Origin of the sequence: Vagococcus lutrae, from assembly GCF_003987555.1 — a bacterium.
Taxonomy (GTDB): domain Bacteria; phylum Bacillota; class Bacilli; order Lactobacillales; family Vagococcaceae; genus Vagococcus_A; species Vagococcus_A lutrae.
In genome coordinates this window covers 20,933-47,035 of record NZ_NGJW01000012.1, presented here as the reverse complement: position 1 = coordinate 47,035, position 26,103 = coordinate 20,933, and the positions used below count along the sequence as shown (strand labels likewise).

General features: G+C 38.3%; 25 protein-coding genes and 2 tRNA genes. 22 read left to right on the top strand and 5 right to left on the bottom strand.

The window, feature by feature from the left end; genetic code table 11:
* Positions 1-3 precede the first annotated feature (3 nt).
* Genes CBF33_RS08405 through CBF33_RS08390 form a run of 4 tightly spaced genes read left to right on the top strand, consistent with a single transcriptional unit; the run spans position 4 to position 3,115 of the window.
* Positions 4-996: a branched-chain amino acid ABC transporter permease gene (locus CBF33_RS08405; protein WP_126763346.1), complete on the top strand. Its 993-nt coding sequence runs from the start codon at positions 4-6 to the stop codon at positions 994-996.
* On the top strand, positions 993-1,766 hold the full coding sequence (locus tag CBF33_RS08400) for an ABC transporter ATP-binding protein (RefSeq protein ID WP_126763344.1): 774 nt from the start codon (positions 993-995) through the stop codon (positions 1,764-1,766). Before CBF33_RS08405 ends, CBF33_RS08400 begins: the two co-directional genes overlap by 4 nt.
* 1 nt (position 1,767) lies before the next feature.
* Complete coding sequence (locus CBF33_RS08395) at positions 1,768-2,487, top strand: ABC transporter ATP-binding protein (RefSeq protein ID WP_126763342.1); 720 nt, start codon at positions 1,768-1,770, stop codon at positions 2,485-2,487.
* Complete coding sequence (locus tag CBF33_RS08390; RefSeq protein WP_126763340.1) at positions 2,477-3,115, top strand: CBS and ACT domain-containing protein; 639 nt, start codon at positions 2,477-2,479, stop codon at positions 3,113-3,115. Before CBF33_RS08395 ends, CBF33_RS08390 begins: the two co-directional genes overlap by 11 nt.
* A gap of 34 nt (positions 3,116-3,149) precedes the next feature.
* Here the strand turns inward: CBF33_RS08390 and CBF33_RS08385 are convergent, their stop codons facing one another.
* Complete coding sequence (locus CBF33_RS08385) at positions 3,150-4,067, bottom strand: AEC family transporter (protein ID WP_126763338.1); 918 nt, start codon at positions 4,065-4,067, stop codon at positions 3,150-3,152.
* 119 nt (positions 4,068-4,186) lie between these two features.
* On the opposite strand from CBF33_RS08385, the gene CBF33_RS08380 reads away from it, so the two are divergent.
* From CBF33_RS08380 to CBF33_RS08345, 8 genes are all read left to right on the top strand, one after another.
* A complete protein-coding gene (locus CBF33_RS08380; RefSeq protein ID WP_023605703.1) occupies positions 4,187-4,417 on the top strand; it encodes a DUF2969 domain-containing protein in 231 nt (76 codons plus the stop codon).
* A 76-nt stretch (positions 4,418-4,493) separates the two neighbouring features.
* Positions 4,494-4,574: transfer RNA gene (locus tag CBF33_RS08375), tRNA-Tyr, on the top strand.
* 6 nt (positions 4,575-4,580) lie between these two features.
* Positions 4,581-4,652: transfer RNA gene (locus tag CBF33_RS08370), tRNA-Gln, on the top strand.
* Between the two features lie 72 nt (positions 4,653-4,724).
* Entirely contained in the window at positions 4,725-4,916 is a 192-nt protein-coding gene (locus CBF33_RS08365; protein WP_126763336.1) for a hypothetical protein, read from the top strand.
* Positions 4,917-5,021: 105 nt separating this feature from the next.
* Positions 5,022-5,957 (top strand): HPr(Ser) kinase/phosphatase, encoded by a 936-nt coding sequence (hprK, locus tag CBF33_RS08360; RefSeq protein WP_126763334.1) that lies wholly within the window; start codon positions 5,022-5,024, stop codon positions 5,955-5,957.
* 15 nt (positions 5,958-5,972) lie between these two features.
* Complete coding sequence (lgt, locus tag CBF33_RS08355) at positions 5,973-6,788, top strand: prolipoprotein diacylglyceryl transferase (RefSeq protein ID WP_237662207.1); 816 nt, start codon at positions 5,973-5,975, stop codon at positions 6,786-6,788.
* Positions 6,788-7,426, top strand: coding sequence for a pyrophosphatase PpaX (ppaX, locus tag CBF33_RS08350; RefSeq protein ID WP_126763330.1), 639 nt, complete (start codon positions 6,788-6,790; stop codon positions 7,424-7,426). Before lgt ends, ppaX begins: the two co-directional genes overlap by 1 nt.
* A 15-nt stretch (positions 7,427-7,441) precedes the next feature.
* Positions 7,442-8,452 carry an NAD(P)H-dependent glycerol-3-phosphate dehydrogenase gene (locus CBF33_RS08345; protein WP_023605698.1) on the top strand — a complete coding sequence of 337 codons (1,011 nt, stop codon included), beginning with the start codon at positions 7,442-7,444 and terminating at the stop codon, positions 8,450-8,452.
* A gap of 26 nt (positions 8,453-8,478) precedes the next feature.
* Here CBF33_RS08345 and CBF33_RS08340 read toward each other — a convergent pair whose 3' ends face one another.
* Entirely contained in the window at positions 8,479-8,682 is a 204-nt protein-coding gene (locus CBF33_RS08340; protein WP_023605697.1) for a hypothetical protein, read from the bottom strand.
* Between the two features lie 103 nt (positions 8,683-8,785).
* Complete coding sequence (gene lexA, locus CBF33_RS08335; RefSeq protein ID WP_371871972.1) at positions 8,786-9,406, bottom strand: transcriptional repressor LexA; 621 nt, start codon at positions 9,404-9,406, stop codon at positions 8,786-8,788.
* A 138-nt stretch (positions 9,407-9,544) separates the two neighbouring features.
* On the opposite strand from lexA, the gene CBF33_RS08330 reads away from it, so the two are divergent.
* The 6 genes from CBF33_RS08330 to CBF33_RS08305 all read left to right on the top strand — a co-directional run bounded on the left by CBF33_RS08330 (position 9,545) and on the right by CBF33_RS08305 (position 20,806).
* Positions 9,545-9,793 (top strand): DUF896 family protein, encoded by a 249-nt coding sequence (locus CBF33_RS08330; protein WP_126763328.1) that lies wholly within the window; start codon positions 9,545-9,547, stop codon positions 9,791-9,793.
* An 84-nt stretch (positions 9,794-9,877) separates the two neighbouring features.
* Entirely contained in the window at positions 9,878-11,875 is a 1,998-nt protein-coding gene (tkt, locus tag CBF33_RS08325; protein ID WP_126763326.1) for a transketolase, read from the top strand.
* Positions 11,876-12,022: 147 nt separating this feature from the next.
* Positions 12,023-12,631, top strand: coding sequence for a signal peptidase I (gene lepB, locus CBF33_RS08320; RefSeq protein WP_126763323.1), 609 nt, complete (start codon positions 12,023-12,025; stop codon positions 12,629-12,631).
* Between the two features lie 57 nt (positions 12,632-12,688).
* Positions 12,689-16,240, top strand: coding sequence for a PD-(D/E)XK nuclease family protein (locus tag CBF33_RS08315; protein ID WP_126763321.1), 3,552 nt, complete (start codon positions 12,689-12,691; stop codon positions 16,238-16,240).
* On the top strand, positions 16,240-19,995 hold the full coding sequence (gene addA / locus CBF33_RS08310) for a helicase-exonuclease AddAB subunit AddA (protein ID WP_126763319.1): 3,756 nt from the start codon (positions 16,240-16,242) through the stop codon (positions 19,993-19,995). The genes CBF33_RS08315 and addA overlap by 1 nt, the downstream gene beginning before the upstream one ends.
* Before the next feature lie 100 nt (positions 19,996-20,095).
* Positions 20,096-20,806, top strand: coding sequence for a GntR family transcriptional regulator (locus CBF33_RS08305; RefSeq protein ID WP_126763317.1), 711 nt, complete (start codon positions 20,096-20,098; stop codon positions 20,804-20,806).
* 30 nt (positions 20,807-20,836) lie between these two features.
* On the opposite strand, the gene CBF33_RS08300 is transcribed toward CBF33_RS08305, so the two are convergent.
* Positions 20,837-21,484, bottom strand: a complete 648-nt coding sequence (locus tag CBF33_RS08300) for a YigZ family protein (protein WP_126763315.1) — start codon at positions 21,482-21,484, stop codon at positions 20,837-20,839.
* A gap of 232 nt (positions 21,485-21,716) precedes the next feature.
* Between CBF33_RS08300 and CBF33_RS08295 the strand changes: the two genes are divergently transcribed.
* Positions 21,717-22,238: a hypothetical protein gene (locus CBF33_RS08295; RefSeq protein WP_126763313.1), complete on the top strand. Its 522-nt coding sequence runs from the start codon at positions 21,717-21,719 to the stop codon at positions 22,236-22,238.
* A gap of 50 nt (positions 22,239-22,288) precedes the next feature.
* Here CBF33_RS08295 and CBF33_RS08290 read toward each other — a convergent pair whose 3' ends face one another.
* Positions 22,289-23,245: an alpha/beta fold hydrolase gene (locus CBF33_RS08290; RefSeq protein WP_170167776.1), complete on the bottom strand. Its 957-nt coding sequence runs from the start codon at positions 23,243-23,245 to the stop codon at positions 22,289-22,291.
* A 98-nt stretch (positions 23,246-23,343) separates the two neighbouring features.
* Between CBF33_RS08290 and CBF33_RS08285 the strand changes: the two genes are divergently transcribed.
* The 3 genes from CBF33_RS08285 to hpf all read left to right on the top strand — a co-directional run bounded on the left by CBF33_RS08285 (position 23,344) and on the right by hpf (position 26,053).
* On the top strand, positions 23,344-24,672 hold the full coding sequence (locus CBF33_RS08285) for an ATP-dependent helicase ComFA (protein ID WP_126763302.1): 1,329 nt from the start codon (positions 23,344-23,346) through the stop codon (positions 24,670-24,672).
* Positions 24,669-25,364 carry a ComF family protein gene (locus CBF33_RS08280; protein WP_126763300.1) on the top strand — a complete coding sequence of 232 codons (696 nt, stop codon included), beginning with the start codon at positions 24,669-24,671 and terminating at the stop codon, positions 25,362-25,364. Before CBF33_RS08285 ends, CBF33_RS08280 begins: the two co-directional genes overlap by 4 nt.
* A 131-nt stretch (positions 25,365-25,495) precedes the next feature.
* Positions 25,496-26,053, top strand: coding sequence for a ribosome hibernation-promoting factor, HPF/YfiA family (hpf, locus tag CBF33_RS08275; protein ID WP_126763298.1), 558 nt, complete (start codon positions 25,496-25,498; stop codon positions 26,051-26,053).
* Positions 26,054-26,103: the final 50 nt, after the last annotated feature.

Sequence of the window (26,103 nt, the reverse complement as noted above, 5' to 3'; positions counted from 1 at the left end):
AATATGAAATCAACTAAGCGATTAAGTATCATTTGGTTTGTATTGATTGTATTGGGATATGGGATTATTTTTGCCTTACGTCAATCAATGCTTATGAGTGATATGGTGATTGATTCTCTTTCAATGATTGGTATCAATATCATTTTAGCTGTGAGCTTGAACTTGATTATTGGATTTTCAGGTCAATTCTCACTAGGTCATGCAGGGTTTATGGCGGTAGGTGCTTATACAACAGCTATTTTTACGATGCATTATCCTACTTATCTTGGTTTTCTTTTAAGTATCGTGTTAGGTGCGATGATTACGGCACTGTTAGCTTTGTTAGTAGGACTTCCAACATTACGCTTAAAAGGAGATTATCTAGCCATCGCAACGCTTGGGATTGCTGAAATTATTCGCATTGTGATTGTGAACGGTCAAGATGATCCAAGTGAACATTTTTTTGCAACAGGAGGAGCAGCTGGGATTTTTGGCGTGGTGAACTATGCGAATTGGGAAGTCATTTATATTTTGATGGTGCTTAGTATTTTAATTATCAGTCACTTTATTCACAGTGATTTAGGTCGGATGATGTTAGCCGTACGAGAAGATGAAATTGCTGCAGAATCGATTGGGATTCAACCAACTTCGATTAAAGTGTTAGCCTTTGTCATTGGTGCGACCATCGCCAGCGTCGCGGGTTCTTTACATGCGAGTTATGTGCAAACAATCGTTCCGAATGATTTTGGCTTTATGAAGTCGATAGATATTCTCATCATTGTGGTATTTGGTGGAATTGGTAGTTTAACGGGTAGCATTGTTGCAGGCGTACTGCTAGGTATTTTAAATCACTTTTTGAGAAATGTATCAGGTGTCAGTGACTACCGCATGATTATCTATTCTCTTGCGTTAATCTTGATGATGCTATATAAACCAAGTGGCTTGATGGGAGAAAAAGAATTTTCCTTAAAACGTTTGCTAAAAAGAAACATGAATAAGAAGGAGGCATCACTATGACACTGTTAAAGGTCAATCAATTAACGAAACACTTTGGCGGTTTGACGGCAGTCTCAAATGTTTCCTTAAATGTAGAAGAAGGTGAACTTCTAGGGATAATTGGCCCCAATGGCGCTGGGAAAACAACCTTGTTTAATTTGATTACAGGCGTTTATCCGCCGTCTGAAGGCACGATTACGTTTCAAGTAGATAATCAACCAAGTGTTATTTCTGGTTTATCGCCGGCTAAGGTATCTGATAAAGGAATCGGACGGACGTTTCAAAATATTCGTCTTTTTTCGCAGATGACGGTATTAGAAAATGTCATGGCAGGCTTTTATGCTAAAAGTCGAGCTGGTTTTTTTGAAAGTTTATTACGTTTGCCAAGTTATTATCGTAAGTTACGTCAACATGAAGCAGATGCATTGGAATTGCTCTCGCTATTTCATTTAGAAGAGAAAGCTAACTATAAAGCGAGTCAGCTCTCATATGGGGACCAACGTCGACTAGAGATAGTTAGGGCTTTAGCGACAAAACCTCGTATCTTATTTTTAGATGAACCGGCTGCGGGGATGAATCCAAAAGAAACCGAAGCCTTGACAGAATTAATTTATCAGATAAAAACCGAGTTTCAACTAAGTGTTGTTTTAATCGAACATGATATGTCCCTTGTGATGCGCATTTGTGAGCGTCTATATGTATTAGAGTACGGTCAGCTAATTGCCTCTGGCACGCCACAAGAAATTCAAACGAATCCGCGTGTGATTGAAGCGTATCTGGGAGGGGAATAGGATGTTAGAAGTGAAAGATTTAAGAGTTAATTATGGCGTTATTGAAAGTTTGCATGGAATTAATCTGACGATTAATCAAGGGGAGATTGTATCTTTAGTCGGAGCTAACGGTGCTGGAAAAACTAGCTTACTGCGTGCCATTTCTGGATTAAAAGAAACAAGTGGTGGCGACATTATTTTTGAACAGGAAGTGATAACGTCACTTCCCGCACAAAAAATTGTTAAAAAAGGTTTATCACAAGTACCTGAAGGTCGTCATGTTTTCGCAGGGTTAACTGTGAAAGAAAATCTACAATTAGGTGCCTTTTTACAAAAAAACCAACAAAAAAATAAAGAACTAATCGGGGAAATTTTCGAGCGTTTTCCCATTTTAAAAGAACGTCAACATCAAGATGCCGCTACTTTATCTGGTGGCGAGCAGCAAATGTTAGCGATGGGGCGAGCGTTAATGTCGCAACCGAAATTATTATTATTAGATGAGCCTTCTATGGGCTTAGCGCCACTGTTTATTAAAGAGATATTTAATATCATTCAGGAGATTAATCAACTCGGCACGACTGTTTTATTAGTAGAACAAAATGCCAAAATGGCGCTTTCGATTGCTGACCGAGCCTATGTTCTAGAAACAGGAAATATTGTTTTAAAAGGAAATGGTCAAGAGTTGTTAGAGAGTGAAGAAGTGAAAAAAGCGTATTTAGGAGGGTCGTCAAATGCTGGTTAAATATTTTATGTCAGATGACTTGGTGACTGTTTCACCAGAAACGACAGTAAGTGAAAGTATCGAATTGATGAAGCGTCATGCTATTCATCGTTTGCCAGTTGTGTCCAATGATCAATTAGTTGGACTTTTAACAGAAGGGACTATTCAAGCAGCTTTACCGTCGAAAGCGACCAGTTTAAGTGTCTATGAAGTGAATTATTTACTGACAAAAACACGAGTAAAAGATGTCATGATTAAACATGTTACAACAATCTCTGGTGAGAGTTTAATTGAAGAAGCTATTCTAAAAATGCGGCAAGAGCATATTGGCGTCTTACCTGTTTGTGATGACCATCGACTTGTTGGAATTTTGACGACGAGTGATGTTTTTGATAGTTATTTAGATATGACAGGATTTTTACAAAAGGGAGTGCGAATGGTCATTCGTGTGAATGAAGATCATCAAGGAGTTTTAGCAGAAATCACCAATCTGTTAGCAAAACATCACGTTAATATTGTTCAAGTTGTCGTTTATCGTGAAACGGGTAAACCGGAAATTGTTTTTCAATTATCTGATATTTCTAAAGAAGAAGTCATGAGTGTGTTCCGTCATAGTCGGTTTGAAATCAATCAATTAATAGAAACTTAAAAAGCTTTATCTCTTTTAGAGATAAAGCTTTTTTTTAAGTGGCAATGAGCAACATAATGAAGGTCATACAGATTAAGCTGATTAAGATACTAGCTGATGAAATAAAGCCAGTTGACTCTTCATCAATGCCTATTTTAACACTGTTGACAACAGAAAATGTAGGAATAGGCGCGAAACTTAAAACGGTTAAGACGACACGCACGAGTTGATTTTGGATAGGGATAACGAAAAAGAAGAGCGCGGCTAACATGGCTGAAAATAAATAGCGCCATCCGAGTATTTTAATAATTAATGCGTGTGCTTTATCAGGGAGTGAGAGTTCGAGATAAAGCCCAATCATAAAGAGAGATAAAAACCCATTCGCTTTGGCAACGAGTTCAATAGTTGGCATGATAGCAAATGGGAGTTGTTTATTCATCACTCTTAAACTTAGCATCATGAGATAGGTTACAAAGGGTACAGAAGAAAGTAGTGTGCGAGTTAAATTTTCTATGCGAAATGCAGCGTCTTTTCGCAAACCAAATTTTTGGACGAGCAACATCGTGATACCACCAAGCATGATAGAATTTCCGACGTCAAACATAAACAGGTAAGGTACCGCTTGCGGTAAAAAACCTTGAATAAATGGCAGTGTAAAGTTACCAACGTTATACCCCGTAATCGAAAACATAAAAAACGAGCGTTCTAATGTAGAGTGGTCACGCCATAGATAACTCGCGATTATCAGAAGAACAGTGTTCATCATCATAGCCGTAACCATTAAAAAGATAAACTCAGTTGTCACGTGCACGTTTTGTAAGCCAACCATAATCGCAGCTGGTAGAGTAATCGTCATAATAATTCTTGATAAAATCGTACCGTCTTCCTTTTTGAAAAGTCCTTTTCTTTTCAAAAAATAACCTAGTAAAATAATCATAAATAAACCAACAGCTTGAAATAAAATTGCTCCCATAGGAAACTCCTTTTTTACTTCTATTATCCCTTAAATTTATCGGATTGCAAGGTTAGGAGTTAACAATCTAGTAAATTTATGGTATGGTATCTAAAGAAATGCCCAAAAGGAGTAATGACATGGCTAAGAATAAAGATATCGAAGTAACGATTAATGAAAAGCAAGTGCAAACAGCTGGCGAGACGCATATTCATCATGAATTAATGATTGGTAAAAAAGTGATAGGGACGATTGAAGAGCAAGGAAATCAAAAGTTTGTAGCTGTCATTAATGACCAAGAAAGTTTTCCAGTTAAGAGTTTTGACGAAGGATATGAAGTAGTCATTCGTCATTGGAATTTGTTTCAATAAAAAAACAAAAAAGGTCTTGCATTTTTTTTAGAAATTCAGTATGATATAAAAGTCGAGTTTATTACTTGATTTTTTTGGAGGGGTAGCGAAGTGGCTAAACGCGGCGGACTGTAAATCCGCTCCTTCGGGTTCGGCAGTTCGAATCTGCCCCCCTCCATATTATTGGGCTATAGCCAAGCGGTAAGGCAACGGACTTTGACTCCGTCATTCGTTGGTTCGAATCCAGCTAGCCCAGTTTGTCAAGACTACTTTTTTATAAAAGTAGTCTTTTCTTTTTATAATAAGTGAAAAGAAGGGAAGAGAAGAGATGGACATTCAACAAGTCAAACGTAATATTTATCGTCAGTATGTGAATTTAAAAAAAGGTTATGAAGAAATTGTCAAGCCCGAGTTATTAAATCAAGAAGCGAGCGAAATGTCATCTGTAACTTCATATGATGAAGACAGCTATGAATTAACGACGCAACAACGCATTAAATGGCGTTCAAAAGGTTATTAAAAAAGAATCAGTTGTAAACTGATTCTTTTTTTGTGTCCTTATCATAGCTAAAGCGCTCTTATAATGATAAAATAAAGAAGATTATGGATGGAAGGAAGAAAGCATATGAATGAATTTGTAACAGTTCAGGAACTTGTGAATGAACTTCAATTAGATATTATCGCGGGAGAAGCATTTCTCGAAAATAGAATTTTAACAAGTGATATTTCAAGACCAGGATTAGAATTAACGGGTTACTTTAACTACTACCCTTATGACCGTATTCAATTATTTGGTCGTAAGGAAGCGACTTTCTCGGAAAAAATGACGGCCGATGAACGTTTATTAGTGATGAGAAAGATTTGTCATAAGGAAACGCCAGCAGTGGTTTTTGCGCGCGGCATTAAACCACCAAGTGAAATGATTCAAGCAGCAGAAGAAAATGGTATTCCACTATTGATATCGGATTTAACCACTTCTCGCATCTCAGGAGTGATGTCAAACTTCTTAGAAAGTAAGCTAGCGAAACGTACGTCTATCCATGGTGTTTTGATGGAAATATATGGTCTAGGTGTTTTAATCCAAGGGGATAGTGGTATTGGGAAAAGTGAAACAGGTCTTGAGTTGATTAAAAAAGGGCACCGTTTAGTCGCGGACGATCGCGTCGACGTTTATCAACAAGATGAGCGAACGGTTATTGGTGAACCCGCACGGATATTGGAAAACCTTATTGAAATTCGAGGTATCGGTATTATTGATATTATGAATTTATTTGGTGCCAGTGCGGTGCGTAACAACGTGGAAATCCAGTTAGTCGTTAATTTAGAACATTGGACGCAAGATAAGAAGTTTGACCGATTAGGTGGTGCGGATGAATCTGTTCAAATTGCCAATGTCGACATTCCGAAAATATCGATTCCAGTCAAAACAGGACGTAACGTGGCGATTATTGTAGAAGTAGCGGCCATGAATTTTCGTGCGAAGCGTATGGGCTTTGATGCTACGAAAACATTCGAGGCGAATTTGTCTGCACTTATCGAAGAAAATTCAAAACAAGGATAGAAGGAGAGTTATATGATTTTAGCACAGGTCGATCCCATCGCTTTTAAGTTGTTTGGTATTCCCATTCATTGGTACGCGTTAATTATCGTATCGGGTATTGTATTAGGTGTTTGGATGGCGAGTCGTGAAGCCGTTCGAGTAGGTTTTGAAGAAGATGATATCATTGACTTCATGTTATGGGCACTGCCAATGTCTATTATTGGTGCCCGTCTGTACTACGTTATATTTGAGTGGCGAACGTATATCGAGCATCCCTTACAAATTTTTAATATTCGTAATGGCGGGCTTGCCATATATGGCGGCTTAATTGCGGGGGGCATTGTTGTTTACTTATTTACGCAACATCGTTATTACTCTTTTTGGAAGTTTTTAGATGTGGCCGCTCCCAGTGTGATTATTGCACAGGCGATTGGTAGATGGGGCAACTTTATGAACCATGAAGCTTACGGGCCAGAGACAAGCCGTCAGTTTCTAGAAAGCCTGCATTTACCGAACTTTATTATTGAAAATATGTATATTGATGGAGCGTTTCATCATCCTACATTCTTGTATGAAAGTATTTGGAATGTGATTGGCTTTGCTGTGATATTGTATCTACGTAGCAAAAAAGATTTATTTAGACAAGGGGAAGTTTTCTTGACGTATGTCTTATGGTATTCGTTTGGACGATTCTTTATTGAAGGGATGCGAACGGACAGTTTGTATCTGTTTAATGCGATTCGAGTATCACAATTACTTTCAGCTGTTTTATTTGTGACCGCATTAATTTTATTTGTCTATCGTCGTAAAAAAGTTATGCCGCCGTTATACAATAAGCGAGGTGTACGTTAATGTCTTTTCAAACAGTTTTATTTGATTTTGATGGCACACTAGCAGATACGAATGATTTGATTAGTGATTCTTACTTGTATGTGTTAGACCATTATTTTCCGGGACGCTATTCTAAAAAGGATGTTATCTCATTTAATGGTCCACCACTCTATGACGTATTTCATCAGTTATATCCAGAAAAAGCGACAGAGATGGTTGCGATGTACCGTGAGTTTAATTTAGCGCAACACGACGCTTATATCCGTTTGTTTCCGGGTGTTGAACAAGGGTTAATCCGTTTAAAAGAAGCGGGTAAAAATATTGGAGTGGTATCAACAAAGCAAAATAAGACGCTTTATCGTGGCCTTAACCGCTTAGGTATCGAAAAATATTTTGATGTGGTATTGGGTGGCGATGATTATGAGCGTGCCAAGCCGCATCCTGAACCCGTGTTAATAGGACTCGAACGATTAAAGGGTGAGTTTACGAGTACGGTTATGATTGGGGACAATTGGCAAGATATCGCATCAGCCAATCAAGCAGGGGTTACAAGTATGTTTGTTTCTTGGTCTGAGAAAAAAGTAACCGATCTTTCCCCACATGAGCCAGATATTGTCGTAAAAGATATGAAGGATTTAGTACAAACGATTATCAATTAAGGAGTGAAGGATGAAATGGTACAAAAAATTGCGGTTCTAGGAACCGGATCGTGGGGATTAGCTTTAGGGAAAACACTCGTGGAAAACGGCCACCAAGTTGTAATGTGGGGGAGAGATTCAGAGCAAGTAAGCGAAATCCAAACAGCTCATACAAACAAACGTTATTTACCAGACATCGTGTTTCCAGAAGCTTTACAAGCTACAACGGATATGAAAGAAGCGATTGCCGATGCAGATGCGGTACTGTTTGTTGTTCCTACTTACGCGATGCGCGATGTCGCTCGTCAATTTGATAAGCTTGTTGAGCATCAACCAATGATTATACATGCGAGTAAAGGGATTGAACAAGGTACACACTTGCGTATTTCAGAAATTTTAGCGGAAGAAATTGCGTTAGAGCATCGTCAAGCAATCGTCGTATTATCTGGTCCAAGTCACGCGGAAGAATTAGCTGTGCGTGATATTACAACGATTACAGCTGCTTGTGAGGATATCAAAGCAGCAGAATACGTCCAAAAATTATTTATGAATCAATATTTTAGAATTTATACGAATACCGATGTCATCGGTGTTGAAACAGGAGCGGCATTGAAAAATATTATTGCTCTAGGTTCAGGTGCTATTCATGGGTTAGGGTTTGGTGATAACGCAAAAGCCGCGATAATGACACGTGGATTAGCAGAAATTACACGCTTAGGTGTTGCGATGGGGGCTGATCCCTTAACCTTTATCGGACTTAGTGGTTTTGGAGACTTAGTTGTAACATGTACTAGTGTTCATTCTCGTAACTGGCGAACGGGTAATTTACTTGGAAAAGGGAAAAAACTAGATGATATTTTAGAAAGTATGGGGATGATTGTAGAGGGGGTCGCCACTACCAAATCAGCGTATGAATTATCTGAAACGCTAAACGTTGAGATGCCGATTACTGAAACTATTTACGCCGTACTTTATCAAGATAAAGATGTAAAAGAAGCCATTCAAGATATTATGATTCGCGACCGTAAAAGTGAAAAAGAGTTTTAAAAAAAAACAGCCAATTGGCTGTTTTTTTATATAGAACGATGATTTCCAAAATCATTTTGATAAGATTCTTTTTTTCGGTAGGTCTGGTAGGATCTGTCATCCCATATTAAAAGCCACAAGATGACAAGCGGCGCAGAGATGGCTACGATAGCCTTTAAACCTAGTGACCCTATATACATTCCAATCAACAAAATGACCATCAATAAACCTAATCTTCTTACACTCGTCATATTGACCACTCCTATACAGAACGTTTGTTCCCTTATTTATATTTCTATTATACAAACATTTGTTCTCTTTGTAAAGAAAAAAATACTCGCGCTTTGCGAGCATTTAAAATTGACTCCGATATAAGCCAACAACGACACCTAAAATCGTTACATTTGAAAGAATAATAGGCTCGTATTGATCATTTTCTGGTTGTAAACGGAAATGCTGATGTTCTTTGTAAAACCTCTTACAGGTTGCTTCGTTTTCATCAGTCATGGCGATGACAATTTCTCCATTGTTTGCGGTGGCTTGCTGTTTAACAATGACATAATCGCCATCTAATATCCCAGCCTGTATCATACTATCTCCTTTGATTGTCAACATGAATAAAGGAGAGTCGTAATGTTTGACGTCAGGTGGAATAGGGAAGAAGTCTTGTGCTTCTTCTATAGCTAAAATAGGTTCACCTGCTGTAACAGTCCCAAGCATTGGTATAACATCTGACTGGATTCCTAGTAAATGAAGAGCCGTTTTTGTAATTTCAATCGCACGTGGTTTTGCAGGGTCGCGTTGAATCAGTCCTTTTTTTTCTAGACGTGATAGATGACCGTGTACAGTAGAAGTGGACGAAAGTGAAACAGCTTCCCCTATTTCTCTGACTGTAGGTGGATAGCCTCTTTTTTCTACTTCTTCATAGATGTAGCGTAAAATCTCTAATTGTCGATTTTCTTTTTTGCCCATAATGCTCCCCCTAGGTTAATTCCTTATTAAATAAAGTGTACCATATAATAGTTGAGTTATCAAACGTTTGTTCGTATTCTTTTTTCATTGTTTTTTAGGCTATTATTCGTTAAGATAAGAGTGATATGGAGGAGATATAAAATGTTATCAAAAGAAAAATTAGCTAGAATTAATGAGTTAGCCAATAAATCAAAAAAAGAGCCGTTAACAGAAGCGGAAAAGAAAGAACAAAAAGCACTTAGAGAAGAATACTTAGAAAAATTTAGAGGGGGCATGCGTCATCATATTGAAGGGATGAAAGTGGTCGATCAAGAAGGGACTGACGTGACACCTGAGAAGTTAAAAGCTATTCAAAAAGAGAAAAAACTGCATAATAGACATAAAGAATAAAACGATATCAGTTGCTTTTTTTTACTAATCAGAGTACAATTCATTAATAAAGGTAAAAAAAACCTAAAATAAGGGGATGAGCGTGTGTTTGATAAAATTGATGAATTAGGTGTGAATACACTCCGAACATTGAGTATGGATATGATTCAGAAAGCAAATTCTGGACATCCGGGATTACCGTTAGGTGCAGCACCAATGGCGTATGCGTTATGGACGAAACATTTAAAGGTTAACCCTAAAACATCTCGTGAGTGGTTAGACCGTGACCGTTTTATTTTATCAGCTGGACATGGGTCAGCATTGCAATATAGCTTGTTGCATTTAGCAGGATATGATGTGACGACAGAAGATTTGAAAGCGTTCCGTCAATGGGAAAGTCGTACACCTGGACATCCAGAAGTACATCATACAGATGGTGTTGAAGCGACAACAGGGCCTTTGGGTCAAGGGATTGCGATGAGTGTTGGTTTTGCTATGGCAGAAGCGCATTTAGCAGCAACGTACAATCGTCCTGATCATGATATTATCGACCACTATACATATGCATTATGTGGAGATGGCGATTTAATGGAAGGTATCTCACAAGAAGCGATGAGTTTAGCAGGTCATTTAAAATTAAATAAATTAATCGTGCTGTACGATTCAAATGATATTTCACTAGATGGTGATTTAGATCGTTCTTTCTCAGAAGATGTTAAAGGTCGTGTTGAAGCAACAGGTTGGCACCATATCTTAGTAGAAGACGGTAATGACTTACAAGCTATTTCAGATGCGATTGAAGCAGCGAAAGCTGAAACTGAAAAACCAACCATGATTGAAATTAAAACAGTTATTGGATTTGGCGCACCAAATGCTGGTACCAATAAGGTACATGGTGCCCCATTAGGAGCAGAAGGTATCGCAGCCGCTAAAGCAGCCTATGGTTGGGAATATGAAGCTTTTGAAGTGCCTGCTGACGTGACATCTCGTTTTAAAGAAGCGATGATTGACCGCGGTGAGGAAATGGAAAAAGATTGGCAAGCACGCTTTGATGCTTACGCTGAAGCTTATCCTGAATTAGCGAAACAGTTGCAAGACGCTTTTGATAATAAATTACCAGAAAACTGGGCAAGTGAAATGCCTGTTTATAATGTATCTGATGATGCGAAAGCGAGTCGTGTGACAAGTAGCGAAATGATTCAAGCTCTTTCTAAAACAGTTCCTACGCTTTGGGGAGGGTCGGCCGATTTATCTTCATCTAACAACACCATGATGAAAGATGAAAAAGACTTTGAACCGGGACAATATGAAGGGCGTAACATTTGGTTTGGTGTGCGTGAGTTTGCAATGGCAGCAGCGATGAACGGGATTGCTTTACATGGTGGAACTCGCGTATATGGCGGAACTTTCTTCGTCTTTGTCGACTACTTACGTCCAGCAGTTAGACTAGCAGCGATTCAATCAGCACCTGTCACATATGTATTAACACACGATTCTATTGCTGTTGGAGAAGATGGGCCAACACACGAGCCTATCGAACAGCTTTCTAGTTTACGTGGTATGCCAAACTTAAACGTTGTCCGTCCAGCAGATGGAAACGAAGTTCGTGCAGCTTGGCAAGTAGCAATGCGTTCTAATGATCGTCCGACAGTGCTTGCTCTAACACGTCAAAACTTACCTGTTTTAGAAGGAACTGATACATTAGCTGAAGAAGGCGTTGCAAAAGGTGCATATGTTTTATCTCCAGCAAAAGGTGAAACGCCAGAGGGTATTTTAATCGCAACAGGTTCAGAAGTAGCATTAGCTGTGGCAGCTCAAAAAGAATTACAAGCACAAGGTCACGATGTTTCCGTCGTTTCAATGCCAAGTATGAATCTTTTTGAAGAACAATCAGAAGAGTACCGCGAAAGTGTCTTACCTAAAGCTGTTACAAAACGTGTAGCAATCGAAATGGGTGCAACATTTGGTTGGGAACGTTTCGTTGGCTTTGAAGGAAAAGTAATGGGGATTGACCGTTTTGGTGCAAGTGCGCCTGGTAACACTGTTATTGAAGAGTATGGATTTACTACTGAAAATGTCGTAGCAAATTACTTAAGCATCTAAGAAACGTTTAACGAAACCTTATGATAACGAGCAAGTTTAGCCTTATCTTGAAAGATAAGCTAAGCTTGCTTTTTTTATGACCCATTTAATGATAAAATAGAAGACGAGTAAACGGTGATGCATCTATCACCTGATAGGAGAGTGACTATGAGCGCGAAGGAATGGGTAAAAGAAATTATATGGTTTTTGGGATTATTAGCTATCATGCTAATCGTGAAAAAATATATCATGTTTCCTGTGGCAGTATCAGGACATTCGATGGATCCAACTTTACAAGATAGGGAACGAATTATGGCCGTGAAACTATCAAAAATCGAGCGGTTTGATATTGTCACATTCCCGGCACCAGATAAGCCTGGAGATAACTATGTTAAGCGAATTATCGGCATGCCTGGAGATACGGTTGCCTATGACAATGATAAGCTTTTGATTAATGGAAAAGAAGTAGCTGAACCATACTTGGATGAGTATAAGCAGTCGCTTGCTGAAGGAGAAGTCTTTACCACGTTGGATACTTACTTGTTAGACAAACCAATCACCCCGACGAAAGATGATCGTTGGGTAACCTCTTTTGAACTAACGGATTTAAATGGAATAAATGAAGCCGTCATTCCAGAAGGTAAAGTTTTAGTATTAGGGGACAATCGTCCAGTTTCTAAAGACGGTCGCTACATTGGCTTAATCGATATGAAAGATATTTCAGGCGAGTTGAAGTTTAGTTTTTGGCCGCTAAGTAAATTTGGTATGATAAAATAAGAGAGCTGGAACATCTCGATGTTCCAGTTTTTTCACATTAAAAGGAGTTGAAGTGTGATGAGTTTACAATTTGTTTATGGTCCGGCTTCTTGTGATAGTGCGCCTTTCCTATTAAAGCAAGCACAAAATTGGTTGCAACAGGCAGAGGAACATCAAGTTTTTTATTTAGTTCCTAACCACATTAAGTTTGAAACAGAGGTGGCAGTTTTAAAGCAGCTGTCAGAGATGGAAGAACAAGCGACGACTGCTTCAATTCGTCTGCAAGTCTTTAGTATGAGTCGTTTAGCCTGGTATTTTTTACAACATACAGATTATTATCAAGCGACTTCTTTAACGGAAGCCGGCACGCATATGGTGATTCGCAAAATTTTAATTGACCAAAAAGACCGACTGACAGTCTTCCGGGGAGAAGTCAATCAGACGGGGTTTATCGAACAACTCGCTCAGATTTTAGATGAGTTGATTAAAGGAAAAATAGGTACTGATGATTTAGAAAAAATGATTGAACAAATGGCAACTCATACACTGTCTGATACGCAGCAAAAACTAAAAGACATTCAATTAGTATATACAGAATATCTTGAATTTTTAAATCAAGAACAGCTCTTTCAACCGCTGATTTTATCCTTACTAACGGAACACGTTAAAACATTAGATTTATCGCACGTTCAATTTATCATGACAGGTTTTTCACGTCTAACCGCACAAGAAAAAGAGTTAGTCCTTGCCTTGATTGAATGTGGGGCACAAGTGACTTGTCACTTAGTTTTACCGCGTGCCTACGTGGAGGCTCCTCCGACTAAGAATGATTTATTTTATCATAGTGGCACACTTTACTTTGAATTGTATCAAGCAGCGCGTGCTTTAAAGGTGCCAATATTGCATGATCAATTATTAGGGAAAGAGCAAGTTGTTAGTCGCTTTGAAGAGGTGGATGAATACTGGCAAGCCACTCAAAATTTAAAACAGACTTTCTCTTTAAAGCGTGACAGCCAGCCTTTAAAACTATATGAAATGGAAACGGCTCAAGATGAATTATCGTTTGTGGCAAAAGAGATTAATCATCTCGTGCATCAGAAAGGCTATCGTTATCGCGATATTGAGATATTAACACGAGATTTAAGTAGCTACCGTCCGATGCTGACGCCTTATTTTGATGACCACGAGATTCCTTTTAGTTTTAATGACACCTTGAGTATGGAACATCATCCGCTGATTGAACTATTCCATGCGTTATTTGGAATGGGGAAGCGATATTACCGCTATGAGGATATCATGCGATTTTTAAGAACAGAATTATTCATTGCGACGATTGATGAAGAAACAGCTATCTCAGACTATGAAGAAGCTATTCGTGATTACCGTCAAAAAGTCGATTTAACTGAAAATGTCATGTTGGCTTACGGTTATGAAGGCTTTTATTGGACAAGGGAAGAAAATTGGCAATATGTGACGTACTTTGATGAAGAACAAACGGAGATGACAGAAGATCAACGGGTAGAACAATGGTCGAATGAAATTCGCCAAGATGTGCGCAGACATGTCATGCCATACATTGAAGCAATGAAAAAAGCTCAGACGGGTAAAGAAATAGCGAGACTTTGGTTTGAACTGTTAGTCTCCTGTGGTGTCGAACGACAGCTTGTATATTGGCGTGATGAAGAAATCGCATTAGGAAATCAAGATGCCGCTAAAAATCACGAGCAAACATGGCAGGCTTTTGTTGATGTCCTAGATGAGTTTGTTTTAGTATTCGGGGAACGTCCTGTTACGTTTGAATTGTTTGAAGAAATTTTATTAAGTGGTTTAGAAGGATTTGAATACAGTAAAGTTCCTACGACACTCGACCAAGTCATGATTTCTTCTCTTGATTTAGTTCATGCGACTAAAAATAAAATAACCTTTATTATAGGGGCGAATGAACAGAACTTGCCGCGCAAAGTTGAAAATACGACATTGTTGACGGACGATGACCGTCAACAAATGGCCTCATTTTTAGATGAAGACCAATATTTAATGCACGACACATATAAAGCAATTAATGAGGAACCTTTTATTGCGTATCTTTCTTTTCTTTCAGCAACAGATTGGTTATATATGACGAGTCCGCGATTTTTAAATTCAGATCGTGAGTTAGGCACGTCACCGTATATGCGGCGATTAGCAACAGGATTGAAAACGCCGATTATCAGTTATCAGGCTGATTTATCACCAGAAAAAGTGTCGTTAGAGAATATTTCAACGCCACGCGTGTTGATTTCCGATTTAATTCGCCTAGAAAGACGAGCTGTAGATGAAAAGAGGACGTTACATCCGTTATGGCAAAAACTAAAAGCGTATCTTTTGGAAACAAACGATGTTACGAGCGGAACAGCTGAACTAGTATTTTCAAGCCTATCCGCACAAAATATTCCGGAAACCCTGGTCCCTGAGATAGTGGATGATTTATATGGTGATACACTGTATGCCTCTGTTTCTAAAATTGAACGCTACTATGAGTGTGAATACAAGTACTTCTTGACGCACGGCTTAAAATTGCGAGAGCGTGAAAAATTTGAATTGACACCTGCAATGACGGGAGAATTTTTCCACGACGCGTTAGATGGACTGTTTACTTACCTTATCCAACATAAGTTATCCTTATTAGAATTGACGGAAAGCCAGTTAAATGAGTTGGTCGATGCGATGATGGAAGAAATGGTTGACCGCTCTAAATACTTAGTCTTTACCACGACTCATCGTATGGCGTATATCCGCTATCAATTAGCCCAAACGATTCGACGAACAAGTTGGGCATTAAAACAACAACAAACACGCTCAGGTTTAACGCCAATTCAAACAGAAGTATTATTTGGTGAACTTGTCATGTCGCGTGGTTTAGACAGCATTGTGATTGATTTAGATGAACGAAAACAACTGAAGATAAATGGTAAAATTGACCGTTTAGACGCGATTAAGCATGGTCAGCAGACGTTTATTGGGGTTATCGATTATAAATCTAGTTATCGTGATTTAAACTTTCAAGATATTTACTATGGACTAGCGTTGCAGCTTATGACGTATTTAGATGTGGCGTTATTAAATGCGGTACAGCTTGTTGGGGTGAAAGATGTAAAACCAGCCGGAGCATTTTATATGCACGTGAAAAACCCTACTTTGGCACATGACACGTCGGAAGATAAAGCATTAGACTTAATGCTAGAACAGTATAAATATCAAGGAATCATACTAAATGATGAAGATGTTTTAGCAGAACTTGACCGAGAAGTAGCACCGCAAACCTCTTCGCCAGTCTTTAATTATCGTCAGCTAAAAAATGAAAATTACCGCTCTAATCAATTTGTGAGTGAAGATGAGATTAGTGTCATGCGTGAGTTTACACGGAAAAAATTTGAACATGCGGGTAACCAAATCTATTCAGGAAGTGTCAGATTAAACCCTGCATATGAAGGAAAAGAACGTGTAGCATGTCGTTTTTGTCCATTTAAGAGCGTGTGTCAGTTCGATCCACTCTTAAAAGAAAATCATTATCATCGTTTAGCTTCTTTAAGTAAAGAAGAAGCGTTGGAGAGAATGGCACAGCAAGTGAAGAAAGGAGAACCGTCATAATGCAGACATTACCTATTCGTCCGGCTAACAGTCGGTTTACTGATAAACAGTGGCAAAGTATCTATGATAGTGGCAGTAATCTCCTGATTTCAGCCTCAGCAGGCTCAGGTAAAACAACCGTTTTAGTGAAACGTGTGATTGAAAAAATAAAAAGTGGTGTGAACGTAGATGAGTTGTTAATTGTGACGTTTACAGAAGCAGCAGCACGTGAAATGAAAGAGCGGATTGAAGTGGCGATTCAAGAGGCCATTAATGATGAAGAGTTGGCTGCACAGAAACATCACTTTGTCGAACAGTTGAGTTTACTACCGATGGCTAATATCAGTACTTTGCACGCATTTTGTTTGAGAGTGATTCGTAAATATTATTATTTAATTGAGATTGATCCTGTTTTCCGTCCTTTAACAGATGAAACAGAGACGATTTTACTAAAAGAAGATGCTTGGAACGACTTAAGAGAGTCGTTGTATGAAGAAGAAGCCGATTGGTTTTATGAATTGGTTGAAAATTTCTCTAGTGACCGAAATGATGATGGTTTGACCACGCTGATTATTGCTTTATATCATTTTTCTCGCTCGCATCCGAATCCAGATGAGTGGCTAGCTTCTCTTGCGACACATTATGATACGACTCAGCCATTTACTTCTAGTAAGATGTACCGAGAGTTATTTTATCCACTTTTAAGTCAAATGTTTGAAGAAAGTTTGATTGCGTTAAAAGACGCGATGATTCTTTTAGAAGGAGAAGAAACGTTAGCGAAGCCGCTTGACTTGGTTCGTCAGGAATATGCACTGGTTGAATCATTGATGAATAGTTTGAGAGGGAACGATATAAATACTGTCTATCAATTACTCGCATCGTTTACTTTTGCACGATGGTCGAGTCCAAGAAAAGCAGAAGAGGCAGTGAAGGAAGTCAATCAGGAAGCTAAAGCGTTGCGAGATACTGTCAAAGAAAGGTTAGAAGAGTTAAAAAAAGGTGTTTTCGCACATGAACCAGAACAAATTAGCTATGTCATGAAAGAAGCTCAAGTCTATGTTAGAAAAGTTGCCTCACTGACAAACGCTTTTGCTGATTCTTATCGTCAAAAAAAGGCAGAGAAAAAACTCGTGGACTTTAATGATTTAGAACATATGACGTTAGCGATATTGCAAAAAGAAGACGAAAACGGTGTGGCAGAAGCATCACGTTTTTATCGTCAACAATTTAAAGAAGTCATGGTCGATGAGTATCAAGACGTCAATCGCTTACAAGAGGCGATATTGACACGGGTTACCAGTGAAGAGGTTGAAAATGGCAATCTCTTTATGGTTGGCGACGTGAAGCAATCGATATATGGTTTCCGTCTTGCTGACCCGACACTTTTCATCGAAAAGTATGAAGCGTTTGCTAATGAAAAAAGTGGACGTCGAATCATACTGGCAGAAAACTTCCGCTCGCGAGCAGAGGTTATTGATTTTACCAATTTGATTTTCAAACAGTTAATGAACCGAGAAGTCGGACAACTAGAGTACGATAGTGCAGCAGAGCTTCAAAATGGCTTTAAAGACTTTCCTGAAAATCCTGCTTGTCAAACAGAAGTATTGATTTTTGAAAACAAATCGGAGACAAAGACTGAGGTTGAGGAAGGGGAAGAAGTCGACTTTACTATTGATAGTGGGATTGAAGGCGAGATTCTTTTAATAGCAAGTAAGATTAAACAGATGAAGCAGGAAGGCATGTTAATTTATGACAAGAAAAAGAAAAGCTCTCGTCCAATCGAATATTCTGATATTGTCATTTTATCCCCTACTAAGAAGAATAATTTACTGCTAGTCGACCGTTTTGCTGAGGAAGGTATCCCAATTTATGTTAACGATGCTCAAAACTATTTCCAAGCGACAGAAGTTCGCATTATGATGAGTCTACTGACTATTATTGATAACCCTTATCAAGATATTCCGTTAGTTTCAGTTTTACGGTCACCGATTGTGGGACTAAAAGAAAATGAACTGAGCACAATCCGCTTGAAACGTCCGTTTGGTTATTATTATGACGCATTGCAAGCATATATCAGAGCTGAGGATTTAACAGAAGAAGAACATGTGCTACAAGAAAAATTAAAAACTTTTCAGCAAAGGCTGGTAGAATGGCGTGTGCAGGCACGACGGGGAATGTTATCTGATTTAATCTGGCAAATCTATCAAGAAACACACTTGCTTGATTATGTTGGGGGGTTACCGTCAGCTAAACAACGACAAGCGAACTTGCATGCCTTATACGAACGAGCTGAAGCTTATGAAAAAATGAGTTATCGAGGTCTTTTCCAATTTGTTCGTTTTATCGAGAAAATGCAAGAAAAAGACAAAGACTTAGCAGAAGCTACAACCGAAGTACCAACTGATGCGGTGAAAGTCATGACCATTCATGGCTCAAAAGGCCTAGAATTTCCAGTCGTCTTTGTCATGGACTTAAATAAACGATTTAACAAAATGGACTTACGAACCCACTATATTTTTGATGAAACATGGGGCATGGGGATTAAATGGACGGACTCTTTCACGCGAATACGGTATGAAAGTTTACCCTATCAATTGATTTCTGCCGTTCGTGAACGGAAATTACTTGCTGAAGAAATGAGAAAACTCTACGTTGCATTAACCCGTGCAGAAGAGAAATTGATTTTAGTTGGATCGTATGACTCTAAAGACCAAGCCCTTAAGAAGTGGGGACAGACAGTCACAAGTTCTCGCTTGGTCTTACCTGATACCGCACGTTTATCGGCGAATAGCTTAATGGACTGGATTGGGATGGGGCTAATGCGACATCCAGATGCCGATAGCTTTAACGAGGATAATGAACCAGCAAAAGTAACATGGATAATGGAACATCCCGCAAGATTTACAGTTTCATTCTATGATTATGATGCGCTAAGAACACTTCTTTCTGACACACGTCAAGCCACGCCTGCTCATGCAACTATTAGTGATAGCGATTCTATGAGCGAGGAGAATCAGCCAGATTGGCAAGTGATACTTGATAAGCTCGAAGCTAGCTATGATTATAATGCAGCGACTAAAACAGCCAGTTATCAGTCTGTTTCAGAAATTAAGCGTGTTTTTGAAGACCCTGACGATAGAGATTTGCTCACGTTAGATTTAGCAGAACAGCCAGTTCACCGCTATCGTTATACGAATAAAGAGTTAGCACGTCCTCGTTTCTTTGAACGGGAACAAACAGTGAGTGCGGCGGAAATTGGAACGGCCATGCATTTACTTTTACAGCGTCTTTCATTAGCAAATCAACCGACCCTTTCATCGCTTGAAGCCTTGACGTCAGAACTTGTTCTAACGGGAGCCATTGATACACAGGTCGCTAAAAAAATGCCACTATCTCAAATTATTTCATTTTTTGAATCTGAGTTTGGACGAGAATTACTTATTAATCATCAAGTGGTTAAACGAGAGCAACCATTTTCAATGATGATGCCAGCGTATGATATATTTGCTGACTATCCACAGACGGATGACAGTCAATTATTAATTCATGGGATTATCGACGGTTATTTTAAAACTGAGACAGGTGTCGTGCTTTATGATTTTAAAACAGATTACCTACCAGAAAATGCTTCAGCTGAAGTAATTGAACGCGTAGTGAAAAAGTATCGTGGTCAGATGTATCTATATCAAAAAGCGTTAGAACATGCACTGAAAGAACCAGTCAAAGCTGTAAAACTAGTGCTACTTTCAATCAATCACGTGGTAGACTTACGATAAAAAAAGATTGTCAATATGGTATATACCAGTTATAATGAAAGAGAGATAATCGCTTATTTAAAGCATTTTGATTAGTAGACCAATAGAAAGGAGCGAGAAAATGAAAAAATCAACGTTACCGATATATTTACAAATTCATAATCAGTTACGTCAAGAGATAGAAGAAGGTAAATGGGAAGTTGGCGATAAATTGCCAGCTGAACGTGAGTTGGCATTGCATTTTAATGTGAGTCGTATGACGTTACGTCAAGCAGTGCAGACGTTAGCAGATGAAGGAATTTTAGAACGTAAGATTGGTTCGGGGACATATGTGGCACCCAAAAAAGTCAGTGAGACTTTAGTGGGGACGACGAGTTTTTCGGAAATCATCCGTGCGCAAGGTAAGACACCTTCGAGCCGTGCGATTGCTTACTTTGTGACGACGCCAAACTCTATTGAAAGTGAAAAATTACAATTAGAAAAAGGCGACCGTATTTTACGCATGGAGCGCGTTCGTTTTGCAGACGGCGTACCTATTTGTTTTGAAATTACCAGTATTCCACAAAAATTAGTCGCACCGTTTGACAAAGAAGAAATTACTCAAGCCCTATATCAAACTTTGAAACAAAAAGGTGGCTATACAATTGCGCACTCGCAACAAACGATTTCTGCGACATTAGCCAATGAAAAAATGGCGGAACACCTATCGATAAAACGTGGTGAAGCCATGTTGCAATTAAGACAAATCAGTTATTTTGATAATGAGCAACCGTTTGAGTTAGTTCGCTCGTTTTACGTAGGCGACCGCTTTGAGTTTGTGCTCAGTCAATAAAAAACTTCCCAATTTATTTGGGAAGTTTTTTTATTTAGGTAAGGTATAGGGAAGTTCGACGTAAGATGTCTCCCCTTTTTTAAAAGTAGCCGTACCATTTAATAAATTATTTAAATCCTCAATGGCTTGTTCGACATCTGGTTCATCAATCATTAATTGAAGCGTTACAGTGTCTGTAAACTGTGTGTCGGCTAAATAGTATTCAGGATGTAGTGAGAGAAAGTGCTCGAGCTTACCGTGGCTTGCATAATCCACCGTAACAAAAAGTGCTTGTTGTAAAACACCTTTCACCATGCCGATAGCATCAATCGCTTCGCTCACAGCACTGCTATAAGCACGAATCAATCCGCCAGCACCGAGCTTCGTGCCACCAAAGTAGCGTGTGACAACGACAAGTGTGTTAATTAGTTCACGTTGTTTTAACACTTCTAACATTGGGACACCAGCGGTTCCGCTTGGTTCGCCGTCGTCTTGACTTCGTTGGATTTCTTGATGATTGCCTAGCGTATAAGCGACGCAGTTGTGAGTCGCTTTCCAATGCTCTTTGCGAACGGCTTGTATGATTTCTTTTGCTTCATCTTCGGAAGAAATACGTGCCACAGTTGCAATAAAACGGGATTTTTTTATTTCAATTTCGTGTGTGCCATTTTCTTTGACAGTTAAATATGTTTGATCGATGATGACTCACTCCTTTCTTTTAGTATAGCTTGTTTATCAGGAAGCTGGCAAGTCATGAATACGATTGCAATATTTACTCGATATGAGATAATGAAATAGTAGACAATATTGTTATTTAGTTCACATTAAAAAATATTTAAAAAATGATTAAAAAAGGTAAGTTTTTTTATGATTAGATTGTCTGTTGACGGTTAAGAGAGTAAAATGACTAATTATTGAAAGAGGTGTGAAAATGAATAATTATAATGTTTATGAAAATGGTCAATTTATCTTAAATGATGGGACTATTATTGATGAAAAAGATGTGAAACAAGTGAAGATTGAAATGGATCCTTACTTACTTTTTCCTGTTATGATAAAAACAGAAGATGGAGAAGAGCGTACAGCGAGTCAAATTGTTTATGCTCACACTGGTGAAATAGAAGCGACCCGAGAGGGAATTATGCAAGGGCAAGTCCGCAGTACGCGGTCCGTTCATTATTTAAAAGAGGATGGGACTGTTAAACGTGAATTAGATTTAAAACACGTTCATAAAGTAAAACTACTAGCCTCACGAAAATTACGTATTTTATTGCATGACGGCATGCAACATGAAGTTTTAGGCGAGGGGAATTGTTTAAATAAACAAGACCGTATGACACGTCTAGTCCATCGCGAAGCAGATGTAGCTCTCGTAGAATTTTTTGACCGCCCTTCAGAACTTTTAAACGTCATGAAAAAACTAAAAATATCAGTAGTTTCAGCTATGATATAATCATAAAAACACCTCGTCCATGAGACTTTTAACTCATGGGCGAGGTGTTTTTATGTGTGGTGATGATGTTCATGGTGAGTATCGTGTAAAAAACGGACGTAAAGCCATTCGTAAATATCATCCATGACCATTTGATTTTCTTTTTCGTTGAGAATCTCGTGTCGTAAGTTCGCATAGAGATGTAAGGTAACGTCTTTTATACCAGCATGTGATAATTCTTTAGCAACAGAACGTGGCCCTTTACCAAAATCACCGACAGGGTCCTGCTCGCCACTAATAACAAGTACACTTAGATCTGGATGAAGCGTTTTTGCCCAATCTGTTTGAGTCGCGTCATTCATTAAATCAAACAGGGTATGAAAACCATTGTTGGTAAAAGTAAACCCTGTGTAGTCATCTTGTAAATATTTTTTGACATTTTCTTGGTTTTTACTAAGCCAATCGAAGGATGAGTAATGGTCGGAAAAATAGTCGCTAAATGACCCAAATGCCAAATCATCGAGTTGTTTATTGCGTTTTTTAGGGAATAGACGCGCGAGTAATTGGGCTAATTTCAACCCCACCCCTAGCTCACTTTTGTAGCCAGCTGTTCCCATTATAATAGCGCCGTCAATTTCAGTTGAATATTTTTTCAGGTAATTGCGTAAGACAAATGATCCCATGCTGTGACCAAGTACGACGACAGGAATTTCAGGGTAGTCGTGTTTAACATGTTTTGTCACAAGATGTGCGTCTTCTATTAAAATATCTTTTGCTTTTTTTTCATGGAAAAAAACCAATTCGTCCATGCTATTGACGGAACGACCGTGTCCGAGATGATCATGTGCATAAAGAGCCATATGATTTTCTGTTAGAAATTGAGCGAACGGTTCATACCTTTCCGCATATTCAGCCATACCGTGAATTAATTGAACGACAAGTTTGGGTTTTTTATCAGTAGGAAGCCATTTATAACCTTGAATACGTGTGTTTTCGCTGTGGGATTGAAATGAAAAATTCTCCTTCATGTTAGTCATCCTTTCTTTCACTCTATTATAGTTTATTTTATCAAAATAGCCAAACGACGCTTTCATAAAAGCGTATCTATTAATAGAGAGGTGATGATATGGAAATATTGCGTGGTAGAAGATTGCTAGCATCGGAATTACCTAAGGGAAAATGTGACGTCACGGAAGAAGTACAACGTCTACCTTGTATGAGAGAATTATCAAAAGATAAGATACAATGTTTGCGCTGCGGTAGTTGTTTTAATAAAAAAGAGGTAGAAGTACAGAATGAGTTATTTACTTATTATTACTGCTCAGCCTGTTTAACGCTCGGTTGTGTGACAAGTCATGAGCAATTTTATTACTTACCTACTCAAATGGTTAAACCGTTAAAGAATGCCTTACAATGGAACGGCCAGTTATCTTCCCGTCAAGCAATTGTATCAAAAAAATTACGTGACAATGTTGAAGTAAAAAAGCACACGTTAATCCATGCTGTAACAGGAGCTGGTAAGACGGAAATGTTATTTGAAGCATTGGCCTATGCTTTGGAAAAAGGGTGGCGAATTGGTTTGGCTAGTCCAAGAGTAGATGTCTGTTTGGAGTTACATCCACGACTTCAGCAAGCTTTTCCTAAAAAAGAATTGACGTTATTATATGGAAAAGCTGAAAAGCCTGATTATTATACATCATTTGTTATTTGTACGACGCATCAATTGTTACGATTTTATCATCATTTTGATTTATTAATTATAGACGAAGTTGACGCTTTCCCATTTAAAGGAAATAAGATGTTAGCTTATGGGGCTAAGCAGGCTTTAGCAAAGGGAGGTGTATATGTTATTTTAACAGCGACACCTAGCCGTCAATTATTACTAGCCGAGAAGACAGGGAAAATAGAACGTCTAGTTTTGTCAAAACGATATCATGGTAATCCATTGCCAGAGCCTCAGTTAGTTTGGTCTTGGAAGTGGTCAGAGCGTCTTAATGATGGGAAAATGCCCACCAATTTGTATGTTATTTTGCAAAAAGCTATGAGTAATCAACGACGTATGTTAATTTTTATGCCAAGTGTTTTGTTAGCTGAAAAGTTATACCAACTTTTAATTAAATACTTTAAGCAAGTGCGTATTATGGTAGCACATTCGCGTGACCCAGAACGGTATGATAAGACCATGGCAATGCGTGAAGCGCGTTGTGATTGGTTGATTACGACTACTATTTTAGAAAGAGGTGTGACCTTTCGTGATATAGACGTTTTGGTGGTTGGGGCTAATCATTCGGTCTTTAACACAGCATCATTAGTTCAGATAGCAGGGAGAGTGGGACGCCATGCTGACTATCCAACTGGAAATGTCTATTTTTTTCACGACCAACAAACTAGAGCTATAAGAAAGGCTCGACAAGAGATTAAAAAAATGAACCGATGGGAAGAATTAAATAAATGAAGTGTTTATTATGTCAGCGTGACTATCAGCCTGCTCTTTCTTTAACGTCACTGTTGTCATTTCAGCCACTATTCAAAGAAACAATCTGTCCAAACTGTTACTTGCAATTTGAATCAATAAGCGATGTAAAGACTGCTCATTGTCAAACATGTTTAAAAAAACTCACATCTCATGAATTAGATGTATGTGGAGAGTGTCAACAGTGGGCAGCAAAATATCCTAATATAACTTACCAACATCACGCGTTATTTTATTATAATCAAATCGCTAAGGAGTGGTTGCATCGTTATAAATTTTTACGTGACTATCGTTTTCGAACGACATTTTCTAAAATGTTACACGCATTTTATACAAAACATTCCGATTATATATTTGTGCCCATTCCCGTCTCGACTAAACGTTTAGAAGAAAGAGGATTTAATCAAGTGACCGCCATGTTAGAGTCAGCCTTGATACCTTATCACGTCGCTTTGACAAAAAGTCAAGACACACTTCGTCAGTCTCAAAGAAAACGGACGGAGCGTATTGAAATGGTACAGCCCTTTCAGTTGAACAAAGAGGTATGTATAAAAACAAATAAATTGATGATAGTCGATGATATTTATACAACAGGTAGTACGATGTACCATGCCTTGGATGTTTTTTCACAAGTTGGTATTACAAAGTTGGAAGGGTTTACTATTTTTAGATAGTCTTATTATAAATTTCGATAAATAGACGTGAAAAATTGTATTTTTTTCTATTTTTGATATAATAGAAGTAAGAAGAAACACTAAGTGGTTTTACGGTTTCTTCAATTGGTAGACGAAAGGGGTAATATGCTATGCTAAGATTTAATATCCGTGGAGAGAACATTGAGGTTACAGAGGCGATTCGAAATTACGTTGAAAAAAGAGTTTCAAAGTTAGAACGATTTTTCGATGACGAGCGTGCAGGAGATGCAACAGCTCACGTCAACTTAAAAGTATACTCAGATAAAAATGCTAAGGTGGAAGTGACTATTCCATTACCCTATTTAGTATTGAGAGCAGAAGAAACATCTCATGATTTATATGCAAGTATTGACCTTGTCGTAGATAAACTAGAACGACAAATTAGAAAATTTAAAACAAGAATTAATCGTAAACAGCGTGAGGTTTCAAAAGAAGAGGTTGCTAATCTATTCTTAGAGCCTAAAGAAGAACCAGCTGAAAAAGAAAATGAATTGGAAATTGTTCGTACTAAACGACTTTCTTTAAAACCAATGGACAGTGAAGAAGCTGTTTTACAGATGAACATGTTAGGACATAATTTCTTTATCTTTGAAGATGCGGAAACAAATGGCATTAGCATTGTGTACGCACGTAAAGATGGTAAATATGGTTTAATTGAAACAGATTAAGATTCTGCATGATACATAAAAGAGAAGCAAAATGGATGGGCTCATTCATT